Origin of the sequence: uncultured Marinobacter sp. (assembly GCF_963974375.1) — a bacterium.
In the GTDB taxonomy this organism is placed as follows: Bacteria; Pseudomonadota; Gammaproteobacteria; order Pseudomonadales; family Oleiphilaceae; genus Marinobacter.
In genome coordinates, this window is sequence record NZ_CAXBDN010000021.1 from 1 (window position 1) to 17,572 (window position 17,572).

The following is a 17,572-nucleotide window of genomic DNA, read 5'->3' on the forward strand; positions in this document are numbered from 1 at the left end:
AGCAACCGGAATGGCTTTCGGACGAGGCACTGGCCTATTACGTTGCAAGCTACAAACACAGTGGCTTTGCCGGTGGCATCAACTACTACCGCAATCTGGACCACAACTGGCAACTGATGCAGCCTTATCAGCACAGCAAAGTGCACTGCCCGGTGCTGTTTCTGGCCGGCAGTGAGGATATCGCGACCCAAAGGGCGACCCATGAACAGCTCCAGGAGCTGATGGCTGAACGGGTGCCGGATCTGACTATCGAAGTCTACCCCGGCCTCGGCCACTGGCTTCAGAGTGAAGCCACTGAACAGGTAAACGAAGCCTTGCTGACTTTCCTGCAGCGTTGATCGTGTGACAGCGATAGCGGACCGTCACTGCGCGGCCGCTATCCGCTGCCCTGCCAAAGACACCACGCCGTAATTTGCACGGGATAATAATCGGGACTATATTCAGTTTCGTCTCTAATTGAATCGTTACAACCAATACCAACCGGAGGTGAACAGGTTCGTTTCTGGCCCGGGGTTCCGGGCCGGTCAATGACACCGTTGATACGAATGCGGTACGTCGGAGCATCAGGGGCGAGGCAGAATCGACTCGACCGGCGGATTTCGGAACGGATTTTCCACTACAAATACGAAGGAAGACTGCATGAATATCCGTGTGCCCTCGCTCTGCCGGCACCGTCCGGCAATGCTGTGCGTTCTCGTTGCTCCCTTGTTGTTTTCACTGGCCGGCTGTAACAGCGACAGTGACGACTCCTCCGACCCGGTCGCCCGGACCGGCAGTTTTGCTGAAAGCCCGGTTTCCGGAATCAACTACAGCGGCACGGCCACAACGACCGGTGTCACCGATCAGTCTGGCCGCTTCAGCTACCGTGACAACGAGACCATCACCTTCGCCATTGGTGATCTGATCCTTGGCTCCGCCGACGGCAGCGAAAGGGTCACAACCCTGGCGATCACCGAAGGCGCGGTTTCCGCCTCCGACCCGGCGGTGAGCAACCGGCTGATCCTGTTGCAGACCCTGGACGAAGACGGCGACCTCAACAACGGCATTCAGATCTCCGAGGCTATTCGCACTCTGATATCCGACAACGCGGATCTGATCGACTTTGACCAGTCCACCGCCAACTTCCGCGCCAGCCTGGAACCACTGCTTACTGAACTGAACGACAGCGGCGCCTTCACAGACACAGATCCCCGACCACGAACCGTGAAGACGACGGCGGATGTAACCGGGTTCTTCCACCGCGCCACCAGCCCCCGGGTCACAATGACCACCAGTGGCGGTGAGTTGCGCGGGTTTGAAGCCAATGACAGCACCTGGCAGTTCCTGGGCGTGCCCTACGGCAAACCGCCACTGGGTGATCTGCGCTGGCGTCCGCCCCAGCCTGCCGAGTCCTGGTCCGGTATTCGTGACGCCGTTGCCTGGGCCGATCAGTCTGCCCAGGACACAAATCTGGAATCCGTGAACGAAGGCGGCATGAGTGAGGATTCGCTCTACCTCAATATAACCTCACCCAAAGACGCTTCCGGATTGCCGGTCATGGTCTGGTTTCACGGCGGCTCGTTTTCGATTCTGTCGGCCAACTCGAAACAGTACAACAACCCGGACAGCCTGACCGGCAAGGGCGTTGTGCTGGTGACGGTGAACCACCGGCTGGGACCCTTCGGCTATATCGGTCACCCGCTGCTGACGGAGGAGAGCGACTACAACGGCTCAGGCAACTACGGGCAGATGGATTTGGTGCTGGCGCTGAAGTGGGTGCAGGACAATATTGCGGCTTTTGGTGGCGATCCCGACAATGTCACCATCTTTGGTCAATCCGGTGGCGGTGGCAAAACCTATGCCCTGATGAACTCGCCTCGGGCCACCGGCCTGTTTCACAAGGCCATTATCCAGAGTGGCTCGCTCCCCCCTGGACACCCAGACCGGACCGGAGGAGTCACTGGCCGCCGCTGAGGCCATCGGCTCGGCGTTGTTCGACCGGGCCGGGGTAACCACTCTGGAAGAAGCCCGCGCCCTGCCCTGGACAGCCTTTACCCAGGCGGACCAGGACAACGGCATACCCCGCCAGACCTACCGGCCGAACGTGGATAATTATTATCTGACCAAAACCTACTATCAGAACCTGCTGGATGGCCTGCCCTCTGACGTGCCCATGATGAGCGGCGCCACCTCCGGTGATTACGCCTCCTTGCGGGCAGCTCTTCCGCTCTGGCTGGCACAGATCTCTGACCAGTATCAGCCGGATCAGTATGTCTATACCTTCAGCAGGGTGCCCGATGGCTGGGACGCAATTGGCCTGAAAAGCTGTCATGGCTGCGAACTGCCTTACCTGTTCAACCACCCTGCAGGTCAGGTGCAGAATTTTCTGCTGGGGCTGGTGCTCACACCGGAAGGGGAACAGCCGGAAATCGGAGACCTGAATGGCAATGGCGTATCCGGTTCCGAAGGTGATCCCGAGGACATCTTCCTTTCGATGCAGTACGGGACAGATGACATGGCGGTGTCAGATCTGACCATGACCCTGTGGACCAATTTCGCCAGAACCGGCAATCCGGATACCGACAGCCTGCACTGGCCGACCTACACCAATGACAATGATACCTTTCTGGAAATCGGTCCGGGTACCGAAGCAACGGTCAAAACCGGTCTGACAGAAAACCTGCAGTAAAGTGAACACCTGAGCCCCGGTGCCGCAGCAGCTGAACACTGGCCACCGGGGCTCACCTCTTGCTTGCTGGTTCCGCTCCCTTTAGCCACTCACATTTTTCTGAAAGTCTGCTCAGGGTATTGATCCTGCCAATACCGTGTCTCGTACTGTCTAACCGGCTATAATCCTTCCTCCTTCAAAGCGGACACACCCGATCTATGAGCGCGCTGTATTTCTCACCGATGTTGCTGGGTTTGTGCCTGTTATTGGCCGTCGCCATTGCTGCAACAGCCCTGTGGCGGGTAACGCGCCCCTACAGTGGCCCGGGCTTCTGGATGGCCGGCAGCTGGACACTCATCGCCGGTATCGTCCTGTTTATTGGCTTTATGGCCACCGGCAGCCCGACCCTCAATGTTCTGGGCAACGCTGGCCAGCTGGCTGGTGAAGCCATTTTCCTGCTGGGTATATTCCGCTTCATGGGCCGGCCTTTGCCCTGGTGGATTGTTCCGGTCAGCGTCGGCATCATGGCGGTGTTCAACATTCATTACTGGTTGTTCGCCGGCAATTCGGACTTTCTAATGGGGGTTTACTCCACCATTGCCGGGCTGTTGCCACTGCATGCCATCTGGCTGCTGGCACGATCCCGGGACGATGCCGTGACCCGCCCGGCCCGGCTGCTGGTTGCCGTCAGTCTGCTGGTTTATTCACTGGTCACCCTGTTCAGAGGCGTGTTGGGCTATCTCGACTGGTGGCAGGGAGAACCCTACAAGCTGCCCTATGAGTCGTTCAGCTATCTGTTGCCTTACAACTTCGCCATTCCGGCCATGCTGATGGGCTTTGTGGGCGTCACCCTGATGACCATGCAACGGATTCTGGCCGGCAGCGAACATCACGCCCGGGAAGCCCGTGATAACGCCCAGCGCTTCGAGCGGCTGATGTCGGCCTCCAGCTCCGGTGTCGCGATACTTGAAGGCGGCGTTATCGTGGATGCGAACCCGGGGCTGGAGCTGCTCACCGGCTTCAACCGTAGCCAGCTGATCAGACAGCCAATCGGCACCCTGTTTGCCGACGGCAGCCAGACGGATCTCAAGAGCCACTTGCGGCTTGGTGACGTCCGCCAGCAAAATCTGGTTGCCCGCCACCTTCACAAAGGCAGCTTTGACGCAGAAATCTCCCTGTCATCCATCGGCCAGCAGGGGCGGGACCAGATTATGGAGCTAAGAGACATCAGCCACCACAAGGCGCTGGAAGCCCAGCTGAACGAACTGGCTACCCACGACCCGCTGACCGCCACCCTGAACCGCCGTGCGTTTGACCAGGCCTTGCAGACCGAACTTGAGCGCTCTGAGCGCTACCAGCACACCTTTTGTGTTGCGTTGCTGGATCTCGATCACTTCAAACGCATTAACGACGACTTCGGCCATACCGCCGGTGATGAGGTTCTGGTGGCCTTTTCCAGCTGTTGCCGGCAACAATTAAGATCGGTTGACCAACTGGCGCGGTTCGGTGGTGAGGAGTTCATCATTCTCATGGTGGACACCGATATTGAATCGTCCCGGCAATTACTGGAGCGGATACGGCTGGCGGTACATCAGCTACAGGTATCGGAATTGCCCACTGATTACCCGATTCGCTTCAGTGGCGGGCTCGCCCGGTGGCAGCCGGGAGACACCCGGGATACACTGATCCGTCGTGCTGACCGGAGTTTGTACCAGGCCAAAAGCGGTGGGCGGGACTGTATCGTGGTCGATCCGCTCACCACTGAATCGGAAACCTGATATCAACACCCCGAGCTGGAAGCCTGGTCAGGTCGCCTCTCTGAGTAAAGGGTCAGCTGACGATGATCCATAAACAATAAGGAACCCCCCATGAGTTTCGATACCCCACTCTTTCTTTGCGGCCCGCTACGGGAGCCCCGCCAGATGCTGGCGGACCAGGAATACAGCGGCCATACCTCGATTCATGACGACAGCATGGCTGAAAAGCTTGGCTTCCGGGCCGGCCCCATTGAAGGCCCGACCCATTTCAGTCAGTTCGTGCCATTGCTGGCCGAGATCTGGGGCAAGGACTGGTTCGAACGGGGCTGTTTCTCTTCTCATTTCCAGAACATGGTGGTCGAGGGTGAAAGCGTGCGGGCCTTCGTGGAACGTCCGGCACCCGGCGCTACCCGTGTCCGGGCATGGGCTGAAAAGGCTGACGGCACGCCGGTTCTGGAAGCCAGTGCCAGCCTCGGACCTGATGACGGCGACAGCCTGCTTGACCAGCGCATGGCCAAACTGCGACCACCGGAGAAGCTGGTTATCCTGGCGGACCTGGAGGTCGGCATGACCGGCGCTGAAGATGAGCCGGTTTGTATGGCGGCTGACCAGCATATGGGTAACCTGTACCCCTTCTCGCTGAACCAGAAACTGGAACGTATTACCGAGAACTCCCCCTGGTACAGCGACGCAACCGCCTCACCCTGGGGTCGTGCCATCATCCCCCTGGAAATGATCAGCGTACTGGCCGAGTACAGCAGCAAACTGGCCAGGTTCCCGGTGAAGCAGCCAACGGTGGGGCTGTTTGCCGATCAGGAAATCCGGATGATTGACGGACCGCTGTTGGTCGGCGAGAACTACCTGATCCGTCGCGAAATCGTAGCCCTCTCCGAGAGCAAACGTACCGAATCTTACTGGGTACGCAGCCGCATCTACGACGCCAGTGGCCAGCACCTGAAAGCGGAAATGCTGCTTAACCACGCGACCCTGAAGCATTCCTATCCGCACTATGATGAAGAAAGCAAATAGTCATACCACAGCGGCGACCCCTGGGGGTCGCCCCCTTGCCCTGCCCACCACTGCTCCATCCGCCAATCAGCCACCATCACGAAAAGTGAGAAGAATCCGTTCTCGCTGCGTACCTGAACTATCCGAAGCGCAAACACCCGGGCTGGCGTAATCCGGTATCTTTTTCCAGACTGAGTGTTTAGCGCATCATTCGATCCGGTTCAGGAGCCTGTCCCATGAGTCAACCTGTTATTGCCGACAACAAGCCCAAAAAAGTACAGCTTGAAAAAGGGAAAGAGTATTTCTTTTGCGCCTGCGGGCGCTCCAGAGACCAGCCCTTCTGCGATGGCTCACATAAAGACACCGGTATCACGCCCAAGGCTTTTGAGGCCAGGGAAGATGGTGAGGCCTTCCTGTGTCAGTGTAAATACACCGCTGACGCTCCCTTCTGCGATGGTACCCATAAACAATTCGGCAAGGATGAGGTTGGCAAGGAAGGCCCGGAAGCATCCGGCCGCAAAGAAGATGACAGCAACAGCGGACCCGAGGCCAGCAATACCCGTGAAGAACCAACCGTCGAGTTCATTCACCAGCTTGCCCGTGAAGGGCTCGACGGCTTCGGTCACCACGGCCCCATGGTCGCCATGGGCGTACCGCGTCATCAGCTGCCCCACTGGGATGACATTCAGTTGATGGTGGCACAGATGGCCACGCAACCATTGATGGAAGACACTGCCGTCGACGCCAGGCTGGTGATTGGCCCCGAAGCGAAGAAACCGCTAAGCCTTGAAATGCCGCTGCTGGTTTCAGACATGAGCTTTGGCGCTCTATCGGAGGAGGCCAAAATTGCTCTCGCCAGAGGCGCGGAGCTGGCAGGTACCGGCATCTGCTCCGGCGAAGGCGGCATGCTGCCGGAAGAGCAACAGGAAAACTCCCGTTATTTCTATGAGCTGGCCAGCGCCCGCTTCGGCTACAAGGAGGACCTGCTGAGCAAGGTCCAGGCGTTCCACTTCAAGGGTGGCCAGGGCGCCAAGACCGGTACCGGCGGTCATCTGCCGGGCAACAAGAACACCGGCAAGATTTCTGAAGTACGGGGAATCCCGGAGGGAGAACCGGCCGTGTCTCCGCCCACCTTCGAGGATCTTCATTCAGTCAGCGATTTCAGGCGCTTTGCCGACCGGGTGAGGGAAATCACCGGCGGAATTCCCGTCGGCTTCAAGCTCAGCGCCAACCACATCGAGCGTGACATTCAGTTTGCCCTGGATGCGGGGGCGGATTACATCATTCTGGATGGTCGCGGCGGAGGTACCGGTGCGGCGCCGGAGATGTTCCGGGACCACATCAGTGTGCCCACCATTCCCGCCCTTGCACGGGCCCGTCGCTATCTGGACAAATGCGGTGCCAGCGGGCGGGTAACGCTGATCATTACCGGCGGCCTGCGGGTGCCCATAGATTTCGTAAAGGCCCTGGCTCTGGGGGCTGACGGCGTTGCGGTTGCCAACAGCGCCATTCAGTCGATCGGCTGTGTCGCTGCGCGCATCTGCAACACCAACAACTGCCCGGCGGGAATCGCTACCCAACGAGCGGATCTGAGACAGCGTCTGAACGTGGACAAGTCAGCCAGTCAGCTCAGAAATTTCCTGCAGTCTTCGGTTTCACTGATGCAGGTGATGGCGCGGGCCTGTGGTCACGACAGCCTGGACAAGTTCAGCCCGCAAGACCTGGCCACCTGTAGCCGGGACATGGCCCTGCTAAGCGGTGTGCGTTACGCCGGTCTGCTTGGCCCGGAGGGTTAGCTGCCAATAGCATGTCCTGACCTGATGTCATTCAGGGTGTATCATTGGCCTCCATTTGCTGATGCTGCCCAATCATGTCAGATACTGTTTCTTCACCCGCTGTCGCAGTGATCGGTGCCGGCCCTGCCGGCCTGCTTGCCGCTGAAGTCATGGCCCACGCCGGTCTTCGGGTAGTGGTCTTCGATACCAAAGCCAGTGCCGGCCGCAAGCTCTTGCGGGCAGGCATTGGCGGGCTCAATCTGACCCATGCTGAACCCCTGCCCGCCTTTACCGACCGCTATGGCGAAGCCAGCAGCCAGCTGGCGTCCATGCTGGCACGCTTCGGCCCGGCACAGTTGCTGGACTGGGTACACGGACTGGGTATCGAAACCTTTGTGGGTTCGTCGCAGCGGGTATTCCCCATGGACAAAAAGGCCGCACCGTTGTTGCGGGCCTGGCTGCACCGGTTGCGGAGCATGGGCGTCGAATTCCATATGCACTGGCGCTGGCTGGGCTGGGAGGGCGATGACCTTCAGTTCGAAACGCCATCAGGCCTGCAATCGTTCACGGCACAAGCCACCGTCCTGGCCATGGGTGGTGCGAGCTGGCCGGAGCTGGGTTCAGATGGTCGCTGGGTCATACCGCTGCGGCACCGGGGTGTCGATATTGCAGCGTTCGAGCCCAGCAATTGCGGCTTTCAGGTTGGCTGGAGCGAACACTTCCGCCAACGCTTTGCCCGCCAGCCGGTGAAGTCGGTGAAAGGCCGCCTGAGCGGCCCTGGAGACAGGACTGATGCACAACCGGGAGACTGGCATAGCGGTGAACTGATGGTGACGGACGACGGCCTCGAAGGGGGGCTGATGTACGCGCTTTCGGCCAACGCCCGAGACCAGGTGAAGACCCACGGTCAAACCACCGTGTTGCTGGACCTGAATCCCGGCCGCAGTGAAGACGACCTTGCCACCCGGCTGGCGCAGCCCCGGGGCAGCCGCTCCATGGCCCGACACCTGCGCAGCAAAGCCGGTATTGAAGGCGTGAAAGCCGGATTGCTGAGAGAGTTCGGTGGTCTTGATGCCATGAACGATCCGGTTCAACTGGCCCACTGTATCAAACAGCTGCCCGTGCCCCTGGGCGCCCCCTTTGATATCAGCCGGGCCATCAGCAGTGCCGGTGGTGTCCGCTTCGGGGACCTTACCGAAGACCTGATGCTGAAGCCGCTACCCGGGGTATTCTGTGCCGGCGAAATGCTCGACTGGGAGGCACCCACCGGTGGTTACCTGTTGACGGGCTGTCTGGCCAGCGGTTGGGTAGCCGGCACCGGCGTGGTCAGTTATCTGCAACAGCCGGCAGTCGTGGACAGATGACGATCAAGGCTTCCATTATTCGCTGATTATTTGCAAACTACTCTCTTGTCGGACACGGGGCGTTTCTGCGCGGATGCGCCCTGGCATCCAATATCCGGCACTTACCAAATAAAAAAGAGACAATCCTATGGCAGCCCAGCATTTTGCGAAACTTATTGATATGGTCATGGAAGATGTCCAGGAAGGCTCCAGCATTACCAGTATCCAGATTGAGGAAAAACATCTGAATATCAACAAGGTCGCCCATGGTGCCGTGCTTTATGCATTAGCAGACAGCGGCATGGGGTCCGCGCTGTTCCCTACCCTTGACGATGGCCTGATCTGCGCAACGGTCGAAATCAAGATGAACTATTTCAAGCCGGTGTTCGGGGGCAAGGTGACCTGCAAGACCCAGATGATCAACCGCGGCAAACGTCTCGCCAACCTGGATTCGCGACTGTACGTGGACGGCATTCTGGTGGCCCAGGCCAACGGTAACTACGCCATATTCCCGCGGAAGACCTGAGCCGCTAGAGCCCGCAGGCAAGGTGTGTGGAAAATCAGATTCAGCTTCCGTACACCGGTTCAGTTTTCTGTGAATACCGCATCTGTGATTCGAATCGGGTTTCCATTAGAATCCGCCGACACGCCCGTGAACCTCATTTTCAGAGCTGAACCAAGATGCCTAAAGCAAGCGAAATCAAGAAAAACATGGCCGTCGAGTATAACGGCAGGGTCTACATTGTGCGGGACATCGAACGATCGGTTCCCCAGGGCCGGGCCGGTGGCAGCCTGTACCGTATGCGCATGTACGATGTGGTCAACGACAACAAGCTGGATGAGACCTTCAAGGACTCAGACATGCTGAACTTTGCCGACCTGACCAGACGGGCCTCCACCTTCTCCTACTCTGATGGCGAAGAATATTTCTTCATGGACAGCGAGGATTTCACATCCTACATGCTGAACAAGGACACCATCGCGGAGGAACTGCTTTTCATCAACGAGGATACCCAGGGCCTGGTGGTTATTCTGGTCAAGGACACCCCGGTTGCCATCGATCTGCCGGCCATTGTCGAGCTGGAAATTGTCGAAACAGACCCGTCCATCAAAGGCGGTTCAGCCACTGCCCGTACCAAGCCCGCCATCCTCTCAACGGGTCTGACGGTGCAGGTGCCCGAGCACATTTCCCAGGGTGATCGGATCCGGGTGAATGTGGAAGATCGCCGCTTTATCAGTCGCGCGGAATCCAAATAGCCCTGAAGATACTGCATCAGATGACGAATGGATTCCGCATTACCCTCTGACAGCTACTCTCCGGCCTGCTTGCGACTTTCGATATCGAAAAACTGCTGGTAGGCCGGACAGTTCCATTCAGTGCCGATAAGCCGCTCGATCTCGCTCTTTGCCGTCGGATACAGCTCGCGGTAATGGTTCACCTCATCCAGGGTTATGATGAGGTCCTTGAATTGCTCCGTACGCAGAACTTCACGAAGTTGTTGCTGCGCCAGGGTTTCCAGCTCGAACAGCCCCAGCTCCGGATCTTGATCACGCCAGTGTTTTGGCTGGTAAACCTCACAGAATGCCTCAGCGTCTGCCAGTAACGGATTCGCCGGGGCTGCCTGAGTGGCGCATCCGGCCACACTGAACGTGAGGCCAAGTACCACGGCCAGACGCAACAGCGACTTCCGGCAAACGGTGTTGTGATTACTCTCCATAGGCGGTATCTCCCTCAGAAGTACATGGGCGCCAGAAGGCACGCCCACGACCGGATGATGAAGGCGATAATTTATGGGAGATTCAGGACGTTATCCGTGGGCTGCTTCCCATCTTTACGGAACAGCCAGTATCCGGGACGGAAAATGCAGATTCTGACGCTGAAGGAACGGCCAGACTGTCGCCTCAGGCGGCGGCCTGGTGGGATTCCACGCTGCTCAGGCAGGCCAGCATGGGGGCGACTTCACGAATTTTCCGGGCGTTCGGCCAGATCTGTTCAGCCTCGCTGAAGCCCTGACGCAGATAGTTCAGCCATTGCTTGATACGCCCGGTCACGTAGCGGTCTTCCAGCCGGGTTTGCAGGGCGGCGGCGTACTCTTCCATCAGGGCAACCACCTCATGCCAGGTCATAGGGGGGATTTCCTCGCCACACTGGCTGGCCTTTATGGCCCGGGCCAGATCCGGGCGGGCGATCAGGCCCCGGCCAATCATTACATCATCGCATCCGGATACCTCACGGCAGCGCCAGTAGTCAGCGACAGTCCAGATCTCGCCGTTGGCGATGACCGGGGTACTGACCGCTTCCCTAGCCCTGGCGATTTCTTCCCAGTAGGCCGGTGGCTTGTAACCGTCGACCTTGCTGCGGGCATGGATGACAATCTCTCCGGCCCCGGCGGCTTCCAGAGCCTGGGCACAGGCCACGCCCATGGAACGGTCGTCGTAGCCCAGGCGCATCTTTGCGGTGACCGGAATATCCGCGGGTACCGCCTGACGCACCGCAGCCACGATCTCGGCCATCAGTTCCGGCTCCCGCATCAACACACAGCCGCCCTTGTGCTTGTTAACGGTTTTCGCCGGACAACCGAAGTTGATGTCCACCTGAGTGGCGCCAAGACTGGCCGCCTGTTCACCGTGGCGGGCCATCATCGCCGGATCTGAACCCAGCAGCTGGACAGCCACCGGCACGCCCACGCGGGTCAGCGAGCGGTTATGCAGTTCGGGAGCGTACTTGTAGAAAATGCGAGGCGGCAGCATGCCCTGGGTCACGCGAATGAACTCCGTTACGCACCGGTCGATTCCGCCAACTTTTGTCAGGGTCTCGCGGATGGGTGCATCAACCAGCCCTTCCATCGGGGCAAGGATAATTCGCATGAAAGCTCCGGAATACAGCGGTTTTGATTAAACAATGAACGGAGCGGGATTGTAAGGAATCTGAGCGGAGGTTAACAGTAGGTAGTAAACAGAAGATATCAGGCACTCCCCAACGGGAGTGCCTGAAAATGCAGATTTACTTACTTGATGTCGAAGCGGTCTGCGTCCATGACCTTGGCCCAGGCGGCCACAAAGTCCTTCACAAACTTCGCTTCGTTGTCGTCCTGTGCGTACACCTCGGCGTAGGAGCGCAGGATGGAGTTGGACCCGAACACGAGATCAGCCCGGGTAGCGGTCCACTTGGTATTGCCGTTCTTGCGATCCACGATATTGTAGGAGTTCTTGCCGGTTGGCTCCCAACGGTTCGCCATGTCGGTCAGGTTCACAAAGAAATCGTTGGTCAGCTGACCCACGCGATCTGTGAACACTCCATGCCTGGTGTCACCGTAGTTGGTGCCGAGTACCCGCATACCACCGAGCAGCACGGTCATTTCCGGCGCGGTCAGGCCCATAAGCTGGGCGCGATCCAGAAGCATTTCCTCTGGCTTGACCACATACTCCTTCTTCTGCCAGTTACGGAAGCCGTCCGCCAGTGGCTCCAGCGGCTCGAAAGATTCCGCATCGGTCTGCTCCACGGTAGCGTCACCACGACCTTTGTGGAACGGTACGTGAACATCGTGACCTGCCGCTTTCGCTGCCTTTTCAATACCCAGGTTGCCACCCAGAACAATCACGTCGGCAACACTGGCACCGGTCTCGGCGGAGATCTTCTCATAAACTGCCAGCACCTTGGCCAGACGCTGGGGCTCGTTACCTTCCCAGTCCTTCTGCGGGGCCAGACGAATACGGGCGCCGTTGGCTCCGCCACGCATGTCCGAACCACGATAGGTACGGGCGCTGTCCCAGGCGGTACAAACCAGCTCGTTGATGCTCAGACCGCTTTCTGCAATTTTCTCTTTGACGATCTCTTCTATGTAGTTGGTCTCGCCCTGGGGCACCGGATCCTGCCAGATCAGATCTTCCTGGGGTACATCAGGACCGATGTAGCGCGACCGGGGACCCATGTCACGGTGCGTCAGCTTGAACCAGGCACGGGCGAAACAGTCCTTGAAGTACTCGGGATCTGCCATGAACTTTTCGCAGATGGCGCGGTACTTGGGATCGACCTTCATGGCCATATCCGCATCGGTCATCATCGGCTCGTGACGGATGGACGGATCGGTGGCATCTACCGGCTTGTCTTCTTCCTTGATGTTGACAGGCCGCCACTGGCTGGCGCCGGCCGGGCTCTTGGTCAGTTCCCACTCATAGCCAAAACGCAGGTCAAAGTAACCCATGTCGAACTGGGTGGGATTGGTGGTCCAGGCGCCCTCAATGCCAGATGTAACGGCATTGGTAGCCTTGCCTTGCAGGTTCGGATTGATCCAGCCAAGACCCTGTTCCTGGACGTCGGCACCTTCGGGCTCGGCACCCAGCGCGTCAGCATCGCCATTACCGTGAGCCTTACCCACAGTATGACCACCGGCGGTCAGGGCAGCGGTTTCTTCGTCGTTCATCGCCATCCGGGCAAAGGTCTCGCGGACCTGCTCGGCGGTTTTCAGCGGATCGGACTTGCCGTTAACGCCTTCAGGGTTCACATAGATAAGACCCATCTGCACCGCAGCAAGGGGATTCTCCATGGTGTCTGGCTTATCGACATTCTCATAACGACTGTCAGACGGTGCCAGCCACTCTTTCTCGGCACCCCAGTAAATGTCTTTTTCCGGATGCCAGATGTCCGCACGGCCGTAGGAAAAGCCGAAGGTTTTGAAGCCCATGGATTCGTAGGCAACGTTACCGGCCAGGATGTACAGGTCACCCCAGCTTACCTTGTTGCCGTATTTCTTCTTCAACGGCCACAGCAGACGCCGGGCCTTGTCGAGGTTGCCGTTGTCAGGCCAGGAGTTCAGTGGCGCAAAGCGTTGGTTGCCGGTACCCGCGCCACCACGGCCGTCCGACAAACGATAGGTGCCGGCGGCGTGCCACGCCAGACGGATCATCAGACCACCATAATGGCCCCAGTCGGCTGGCCACCAGTCCTGGCTGTTGGTCATCAGCTCGTGCATGTCTTTTTCAAGAGCTTCAAAATCGAGTTTTCTGACCTCTTCCCGGTAGTCGAATTCCTCGCCCATCGGATCGGTTTTCTTGTCGTGCTGATGCAGGATGTCAAGGTTCAGGGATTCGGGCCACCAGGCCACCACATCTGCTTTACCCTGGGTATTGGATCCATGCATTACCGGGCATTTACCACCTGAGTCATTGTTCTGAGTCATTGTTCTCTCCTGTTAGTACTGCAATTAGCAACTCACCTGAATTCATGGTTACCGACGGAACACCCATTACTATAGTTGATTGAGATTTCGCTGCTTGAAGCTTTCCTACTGGCTCCATAGACGAACTCTATTGTCCGTCAAGAGATCTCAACAGCTGTTCCGAGGGCCGTCCCCGCAGTCCGGTTCTGGCCCGAACCTCACCGGTCAATAAAAGAGACCTGCCGTAGTTGGCCAGGTAATCTGACAAAACATCGATAATGCCGTGCCAGAACGCCAGATTTTTTTTCACCGGAAACATGGGAACACTCCAGTATCTACGGGTACAACAACACCATAGCGTGCCGGAGCAACGAAGAAACAATTAATTAAAAATACAATAACGAAAGTTTTTATCAATCGATAAGTGCGGGAGGACGTCGGGCTGGCAGGCGCTACCTGGAAATGCGCTCGATGGTGGTAAATTTACCGGAATCATCAAATAGAATCCGGAAACTGCCGCGCACCCCATCGCTGAGGTAAAACCGGGAAAGGATACGGGCCGGGAAGCGGACTGAGCGTCCGTCCCGGGCCGTGGTGCGAACATCCGTCGCCAACCCCTGATACAGCTTGATCCACTCATCCGGGCTGATGCTTATGTCCACAATAATCTGCTGCATTAATGGCGTTTCCTGATCAGTTGGCCAGTTCCAGCAACAGACGGTTGAGACGGGTGACGTAAGCTCCGGGATCCGTCAGCTGCTCGCCACTTGCCAGGGTAGCCTGGTCAAACAGAACGGCAGACAGCTCCCCAAACCGCTCCTCACCTTGCTCGCTTTCCAGCCGCTGGACCAGCGGATGGTCAACGTTGATCTCGAAAATCGGTTTGCTGTCCGGTACTTTCTGGCCGGCGGCTTCCATGATCTTCTTCATCTGGGCCCCCATATCAAAATCGCCCACCACCAGACAGGCCGGTGAATCGGTCAGCCGGTTGGTAACCCGGACTTCCTGAACCTTGTCATCCAGGGACTTCCTGATCCGGTCCAGCAGATCCTGATGGGCCTTGGTGGCTTCTTCCTGGTGTTTCTTGTCTTCTTCGGTTTCCACCTCACCCAGGTCAAGCTCACCACGGGCCACATCCTGCAGTTTCTTGCCGTCGTATTCGTTGAGGTAACCGGTCATCCATTCATCAATACGATCCGACAGGATCAGCACTTCAATGCCCTTTTTACGGAACACCTCAAGGTGCGGACTGCTCTTGGCGGCGACAAAGTTGTCAGCAGTGATGTAGTAGATCTTCTGCTGACCTTCTTTCATCCGGGCGATGTAGTCGTCCAGTGACACGTTCTGGGTCTTGTCTCCGGTATGGGTGGAGGCGAAACGCAGCAGCCCGGCGATCTTCTCGCGGTTGCCAAAATCTTCCGCCGGGCCCTCCTTCAGCACACTGCCGAACTCATCCCAGAACTTCTGGTACTCGTCGCCGTCCTTCTTCGCCAGCTTGGACAACATGTCCAGTACCCGCTTGGTCACGGCTGTGCGGATGTTCTCGACGGTACTGTCGTTCTGCAGAATTTCCCGGGAAACGTTCAGTGACAGATCGTTGGAATCAATCACACCCTTGGTGAAGCGCAGGTACAGGGGCAGGAACTGTTCGGCGTCGTCCATGATAAACACACGCTGAACGTAGAGCTTGAGACCCCGGGGAGCTTCCCGGTTATACATGTCAAACGGGGCACGGGAAGGGACATAGAGAAGACTGGTGTAATCCAGCTTGCCTTCCACCTTGTTATGGGACCAGATCAGCGGGTCCTCAAAATCATGGGCAATGTGCTTGTAGAATTCCTTGTACTCGTCGTCCTTTACCTCGGTGCGGGGCAAGGTCCACAGGGCGGTGGCATCGTTGACGGTTTCGTCCGCGGGCACTTCGTCCTTGTCGGTGGGCTCCGACTTCATGACCACCGGAAACGAAATGTGGTCGGAATATTTTTTCACCAGCGTGCGCAGACGCCAGCCATCGGCAAATTCTTTCTCGCTGGATTTCAGGTGCAGCACGATCTCGGTGCCGCGGGCTTCCCGCTCCAGGGTTTCGATGGTGAACTCGCCGTCGCCACTGGATTCCCAGTGAACGCCCTCGGCAACCGGAGCCCCGGCCCGACGGGTGTAGACTTCAACCCGGTCCGCAACGATAAAGGCGGAGTAGAAACCCACACCAAACTGACCGATCAGCTTGCTGTCCTTCTTCTGGTCACCGGAAAGCTGGGCCAGGAACTCCGCCGTGCCGGACCGGGCGATGGTGCCCAGGTTCTGGACCACGTCTTCACGACTCATGCCGATGCCGTTATCGGTCAGTGTGATGGTGTTCTTGTCGGCGTCGAAGGCCAGCCGGATTTTCAGGTCCGGATCGTTCTCGTAAAGGGTGTCATCTTTCAGGGCGGCAAACCGAAGCTTGTCTTCGGCATCCGAAGCGTTGGAAATCAGCTCCCGCAGGAAGATTTCCTTGTTCGAATACAGCGAATGGATCATCAGATGAAGCAGTTGCTTCACTTCGGTCTGAAAACCAAGGGTTTCTTTCTGCGCTTCAACCGTCATGGGTCGGATTCTCCTGCTAGGTTACTCAATCTCGGACACAAGCCGATTACCTGTGGTGTGAGCAGAAAAATGGGGGCCACATCCGATATTTCAAGGTTCGGACAGTCATTGCTTGTGGACCTCGATGCTGTTTTCAGGCATCCCTTGCCCGAAGATATCGAAACTGACTACTTCTCCAGCAGAAAATGCGCCCGTGCCGTGGCGATAGGCTCACGCCGGGATTTCTGCCAGGCGGAAATCATCACATTTGCCACCCGGTTGCCCTGCCGTGTCAGATGACATTCGGCGTAGGTTTCCCGGTCCAGCCCGGCCCGCAGGTAGTCCAGGGAGAAATCCACAATCTTCGGGACCCGGAAGGTATCCTGGGACATCATCAGGTAAATCGCCGCCGACACTTCCATAAAGCCACCGATGACGCCGCCGTGGATGGCGGGCAACATGGGGTTGCCCAGGTTTTCCGGCTTGCGCGGCAGGCGGAAAATCAGATCATCACCGAACCGGTCGCATTGCAGGCCGATAAAACCGGCGTAGGGAATACTTTCCAGCAATTGGCTGAAATCGCCGGTCCGCTGGGTATGGTGCAGGATATCTACGTTGGTCATGACGATGCTCCCATGATCATGTCCCGGTACGCCTGCGGTGTCGACTCTTTGCCAATACGCATGAACGTCGCCACACAGTTGGCGATGATGTCCTCCTGACCGGCATCGTTCAGCTGGTAGGCCTCACAGCGGGTAAAGGCAATATGACGGGTCATCTTGTGCACTTCGGCCCGGGCATACACCGGCTTGTCCGGCTCCGCCGGGCGCATGTAATCCACTCGCAGGTCGAGTGTCGGGCACAGCTCGAACTCCTCCAGCGCGCAGATCATCACCGAGCCCGAGGCGGTGTCCATCAGCGTGGTGATTGCGCCACCGTGTATAACCCCGGTGTCCGGGTTGCCAATGATCTTGCGACTATAAGGAAGGCACAGGGTCAGCTGGTTCTGGCCAGCGTCTGACACGGTAACGCCCAGCTCCATTACCTGTTTCAGAATACTGATAAAGCGAGTGGTACGTGCGATCAGCTCCTGCCGCGAGGCGGGTGGGCGCTTATCTTCTGATTGAGAGTCAACAGTCATAGGATTTCGTTCTGTCACCGGGTTCTGGATCAAACTTCTGTTCAAACATTGGTTCAAACGATCTGTCAGTTCTGGACCTGAAAGCTCTCGCCGGCGTGAGTCCAGGCAAAACGGGCGCCATGATACCTGATTTTGATAGCGGCCGGGCCTGCCTGAAGGTGTCATTTAGGCTATTAT

Annotated in this window: 16 protein-coding genes; 9 read left to right on the forward strand and 7 right to left on the reverse strand. The window is 57.8% G+C overall.

Features of this window, described 5'->3' with window-relative positions:
* The 9 genes from AAC035_RS03190 to yeiP form a co-directional block, all read left to right on the forward strand.
* On the forward strand, window positions 1–338 hold a 338-nt coding region (locus AAC035_RS03190), incomplete at its 5' end, for an alpha/beta hydrolase (protein ID WP_339799875.1).
* Window positions 339–639: 301 nt separating this feature from the next.
* Window positions 640–1,953: a carboxylesterase family protein gene (locus tag AAC035_RS03195; RefSeq protein ID WP_339799876.1), complete on the forward strand. Its 1,314-nt coding sequence runs from the start codon at window positions 640–642 to the stop codon at window positions 1,951–1,953.
* Window positions 1,895–2,668: a carboxylesterase family protein gene (locus tag AAC035_RS03200; protein ID WP_339799878.1), complete on the forward strand. Its 774-nt coding sequence runs from the start codon at window positions 1,895–1,897 to the stop codon at window positions 2,666–2,668. The genes AAC035_RS03195 and AAC035_RS03200 overlap by 59 nt, the downstream gene beginning before the upstream one ends.
* Before the next feature lie 197 nt (window positions 2,669–2,865).
* Window positions 2,866–4,425 carry a sensor domain-containing diguanylate cyclase gene (locus AAC035_RS03205; protein WP_339799880.1) on the forward strand — a complete coding sequence of 520 codons (1,560 nt, stop codon included), beginning with the start codon at window positions 2,866–2,868 and terminating at the stop codon, window positions 4,423–4,425.
* 90 nt (window positions 4,426–4,515) lie between these two features.
* A complete protein-coding gene (locus AAC035_RS03210) occupies window positions 4,516–5,433 on the forward strand; it encodes a hypothetical protein (protein WP_339799882.1) in 918 nt (305 codons plus the stop codon).
* 215 nt (window positions 5,434–5,648) lie between these two features.
* The gene (locus AAC035_RS03215) at window positions 5,649–7,208 is read left to right on the forward strand and encodes a glutamate synthase-related protein (RefSeq protein WP_339799884.1); all 1,560 of its coding nucleotides are present in this window, start codon (window positions 5,649–5,651) and stop codon (window positions 7,206–7,208) included.
* Between the two features lie 74 nt (window positions 7,209–7,282).
* Entirely contained in the window at window positions 7,283–8,551 is a 1,269-nt protein-coding gene (locus tag AAC035_RS03220) for a TIGR03862 family flavoprotein (RefSeq protein ID WP_339799886.1), read from the forward strand.
* A gap of 127 nt (window positions 8,552–8,678) precedes the next feature.
* Window positions 8,679–9,056 (forward strand): PaaI family thioesterase, encoded by a 378-nt coding sequence (locus AAC035_RS03225; RefSeq protein WP_339799888.1) that lies wholly within the window; start codon window positions 8,679–8,681, stop codon window positions 9,054–9,056.
* A 155-nt stretch (window positions 9,057–9,211) separates the two neighbouring features.
* A complete protein-coding gene (gene yeiP / locus AAC035_RS03230; protein ID WP_339799890.1) occupies window positions 9,212–9,787 on the forward strand; it encodes an elongation factor P-like protein YeiP in 576 nt (191 codons plus the stop codon).
* Window positions 9,788–9,840: 53 nt separating this feature from the next.
* Here yeiP and AAC035_RS03235 read toward each other — a convergent pair whose 3' ends face one another.
* The 7 genes from AAC035_RS03235 to AAC035_RS03265 form a co-directional block, all read right to left on the reverse strand.
* A complete protein-coding gene (locus AAC035_RS03235; RefSeq protein ID WP_339799891.1) occupies window positions 9,841–10,248 on the reverse strand; it encodes a hypothetical protein in 408 nt (135 codons plus the stop codon).
* Window positions 10,249–10,432: 184 nt separating this feature from the next.
* Entirely contained in the window at window positions 10,433–11,398 is a 966-nt protein-coding gene (locus AAC035_RS03240; RefSeq protein ID WP_339799893.1) for a tRNA-dihydrouridine synthase, read from the reverse strand.
* 140 nt (window positions 11,399–11,538) lie between these two features.
* Window positions 11,539–13,710 carry a catalase/peroxidase HPI gene (gene katG / locus AAC035_RS03245; RefSeq protein ID WP_339799895.1) on the reverse strand — a complete coding sequence of 724 codons (2,172 nt, stop codon included), beginning with the start codon at window positions 13,708–13,710 and terminating at the stop codon, window positions 11,539–11,541.
* Between the two features lie 431 nt (window positions 13,711–14,141).
* Window positions 14,142–14,366 carry a DUF2835 domain-containing protein gene (locus AAC035_RS03250; protein WP_339799897.1) on the reverse strand — a complete coding sequence of 75 codons (225 nt, stop codon included), beginning with the start codon at window positions 14,364–14,366 and terminating at the stop codon, window positions 14,142–14,144.
* 16 nt (window positions 14,367–14,382) lie between these two features.
* Window positions 14,383–16,275, reverse strand: a complete 1,893-nt coding sequence (gene htpG / locus AAC035_RS03255) for a molecular chaperone HtpG (protein WP_339799898.1) — start codon at window positions 16,273–16,275, stop codon at window positions 14,383–14,385.
* A 167-nt stretch (window positions 16,276–16,442) separates the two neighbouring features.
* Entirely contained in the window at window positions 16,443–16,877 is a 435-nt protein-coding gene (locus AAC035_RS03260) for a PaaI family thioesterase (protein WP_339799900.1), read from the reverse strand.
* Window positions 16,874–17,296, reverse strand: a complete 423-nt coding sequence (locus AAC035_RS03265; RefSeq protein ID WP_339799910.1) for a PaaI family thioesterase — start codon at window positions 17,294–17,296, stop codon at window positions 16,874–16,876. Before AAC035_RS03265 ends, AAC035_RS03260 begins: the two co-directional genes overlap by 4 nt.
* Window positions 17,297–17,572: the final 276 nt, after the last annotated feature.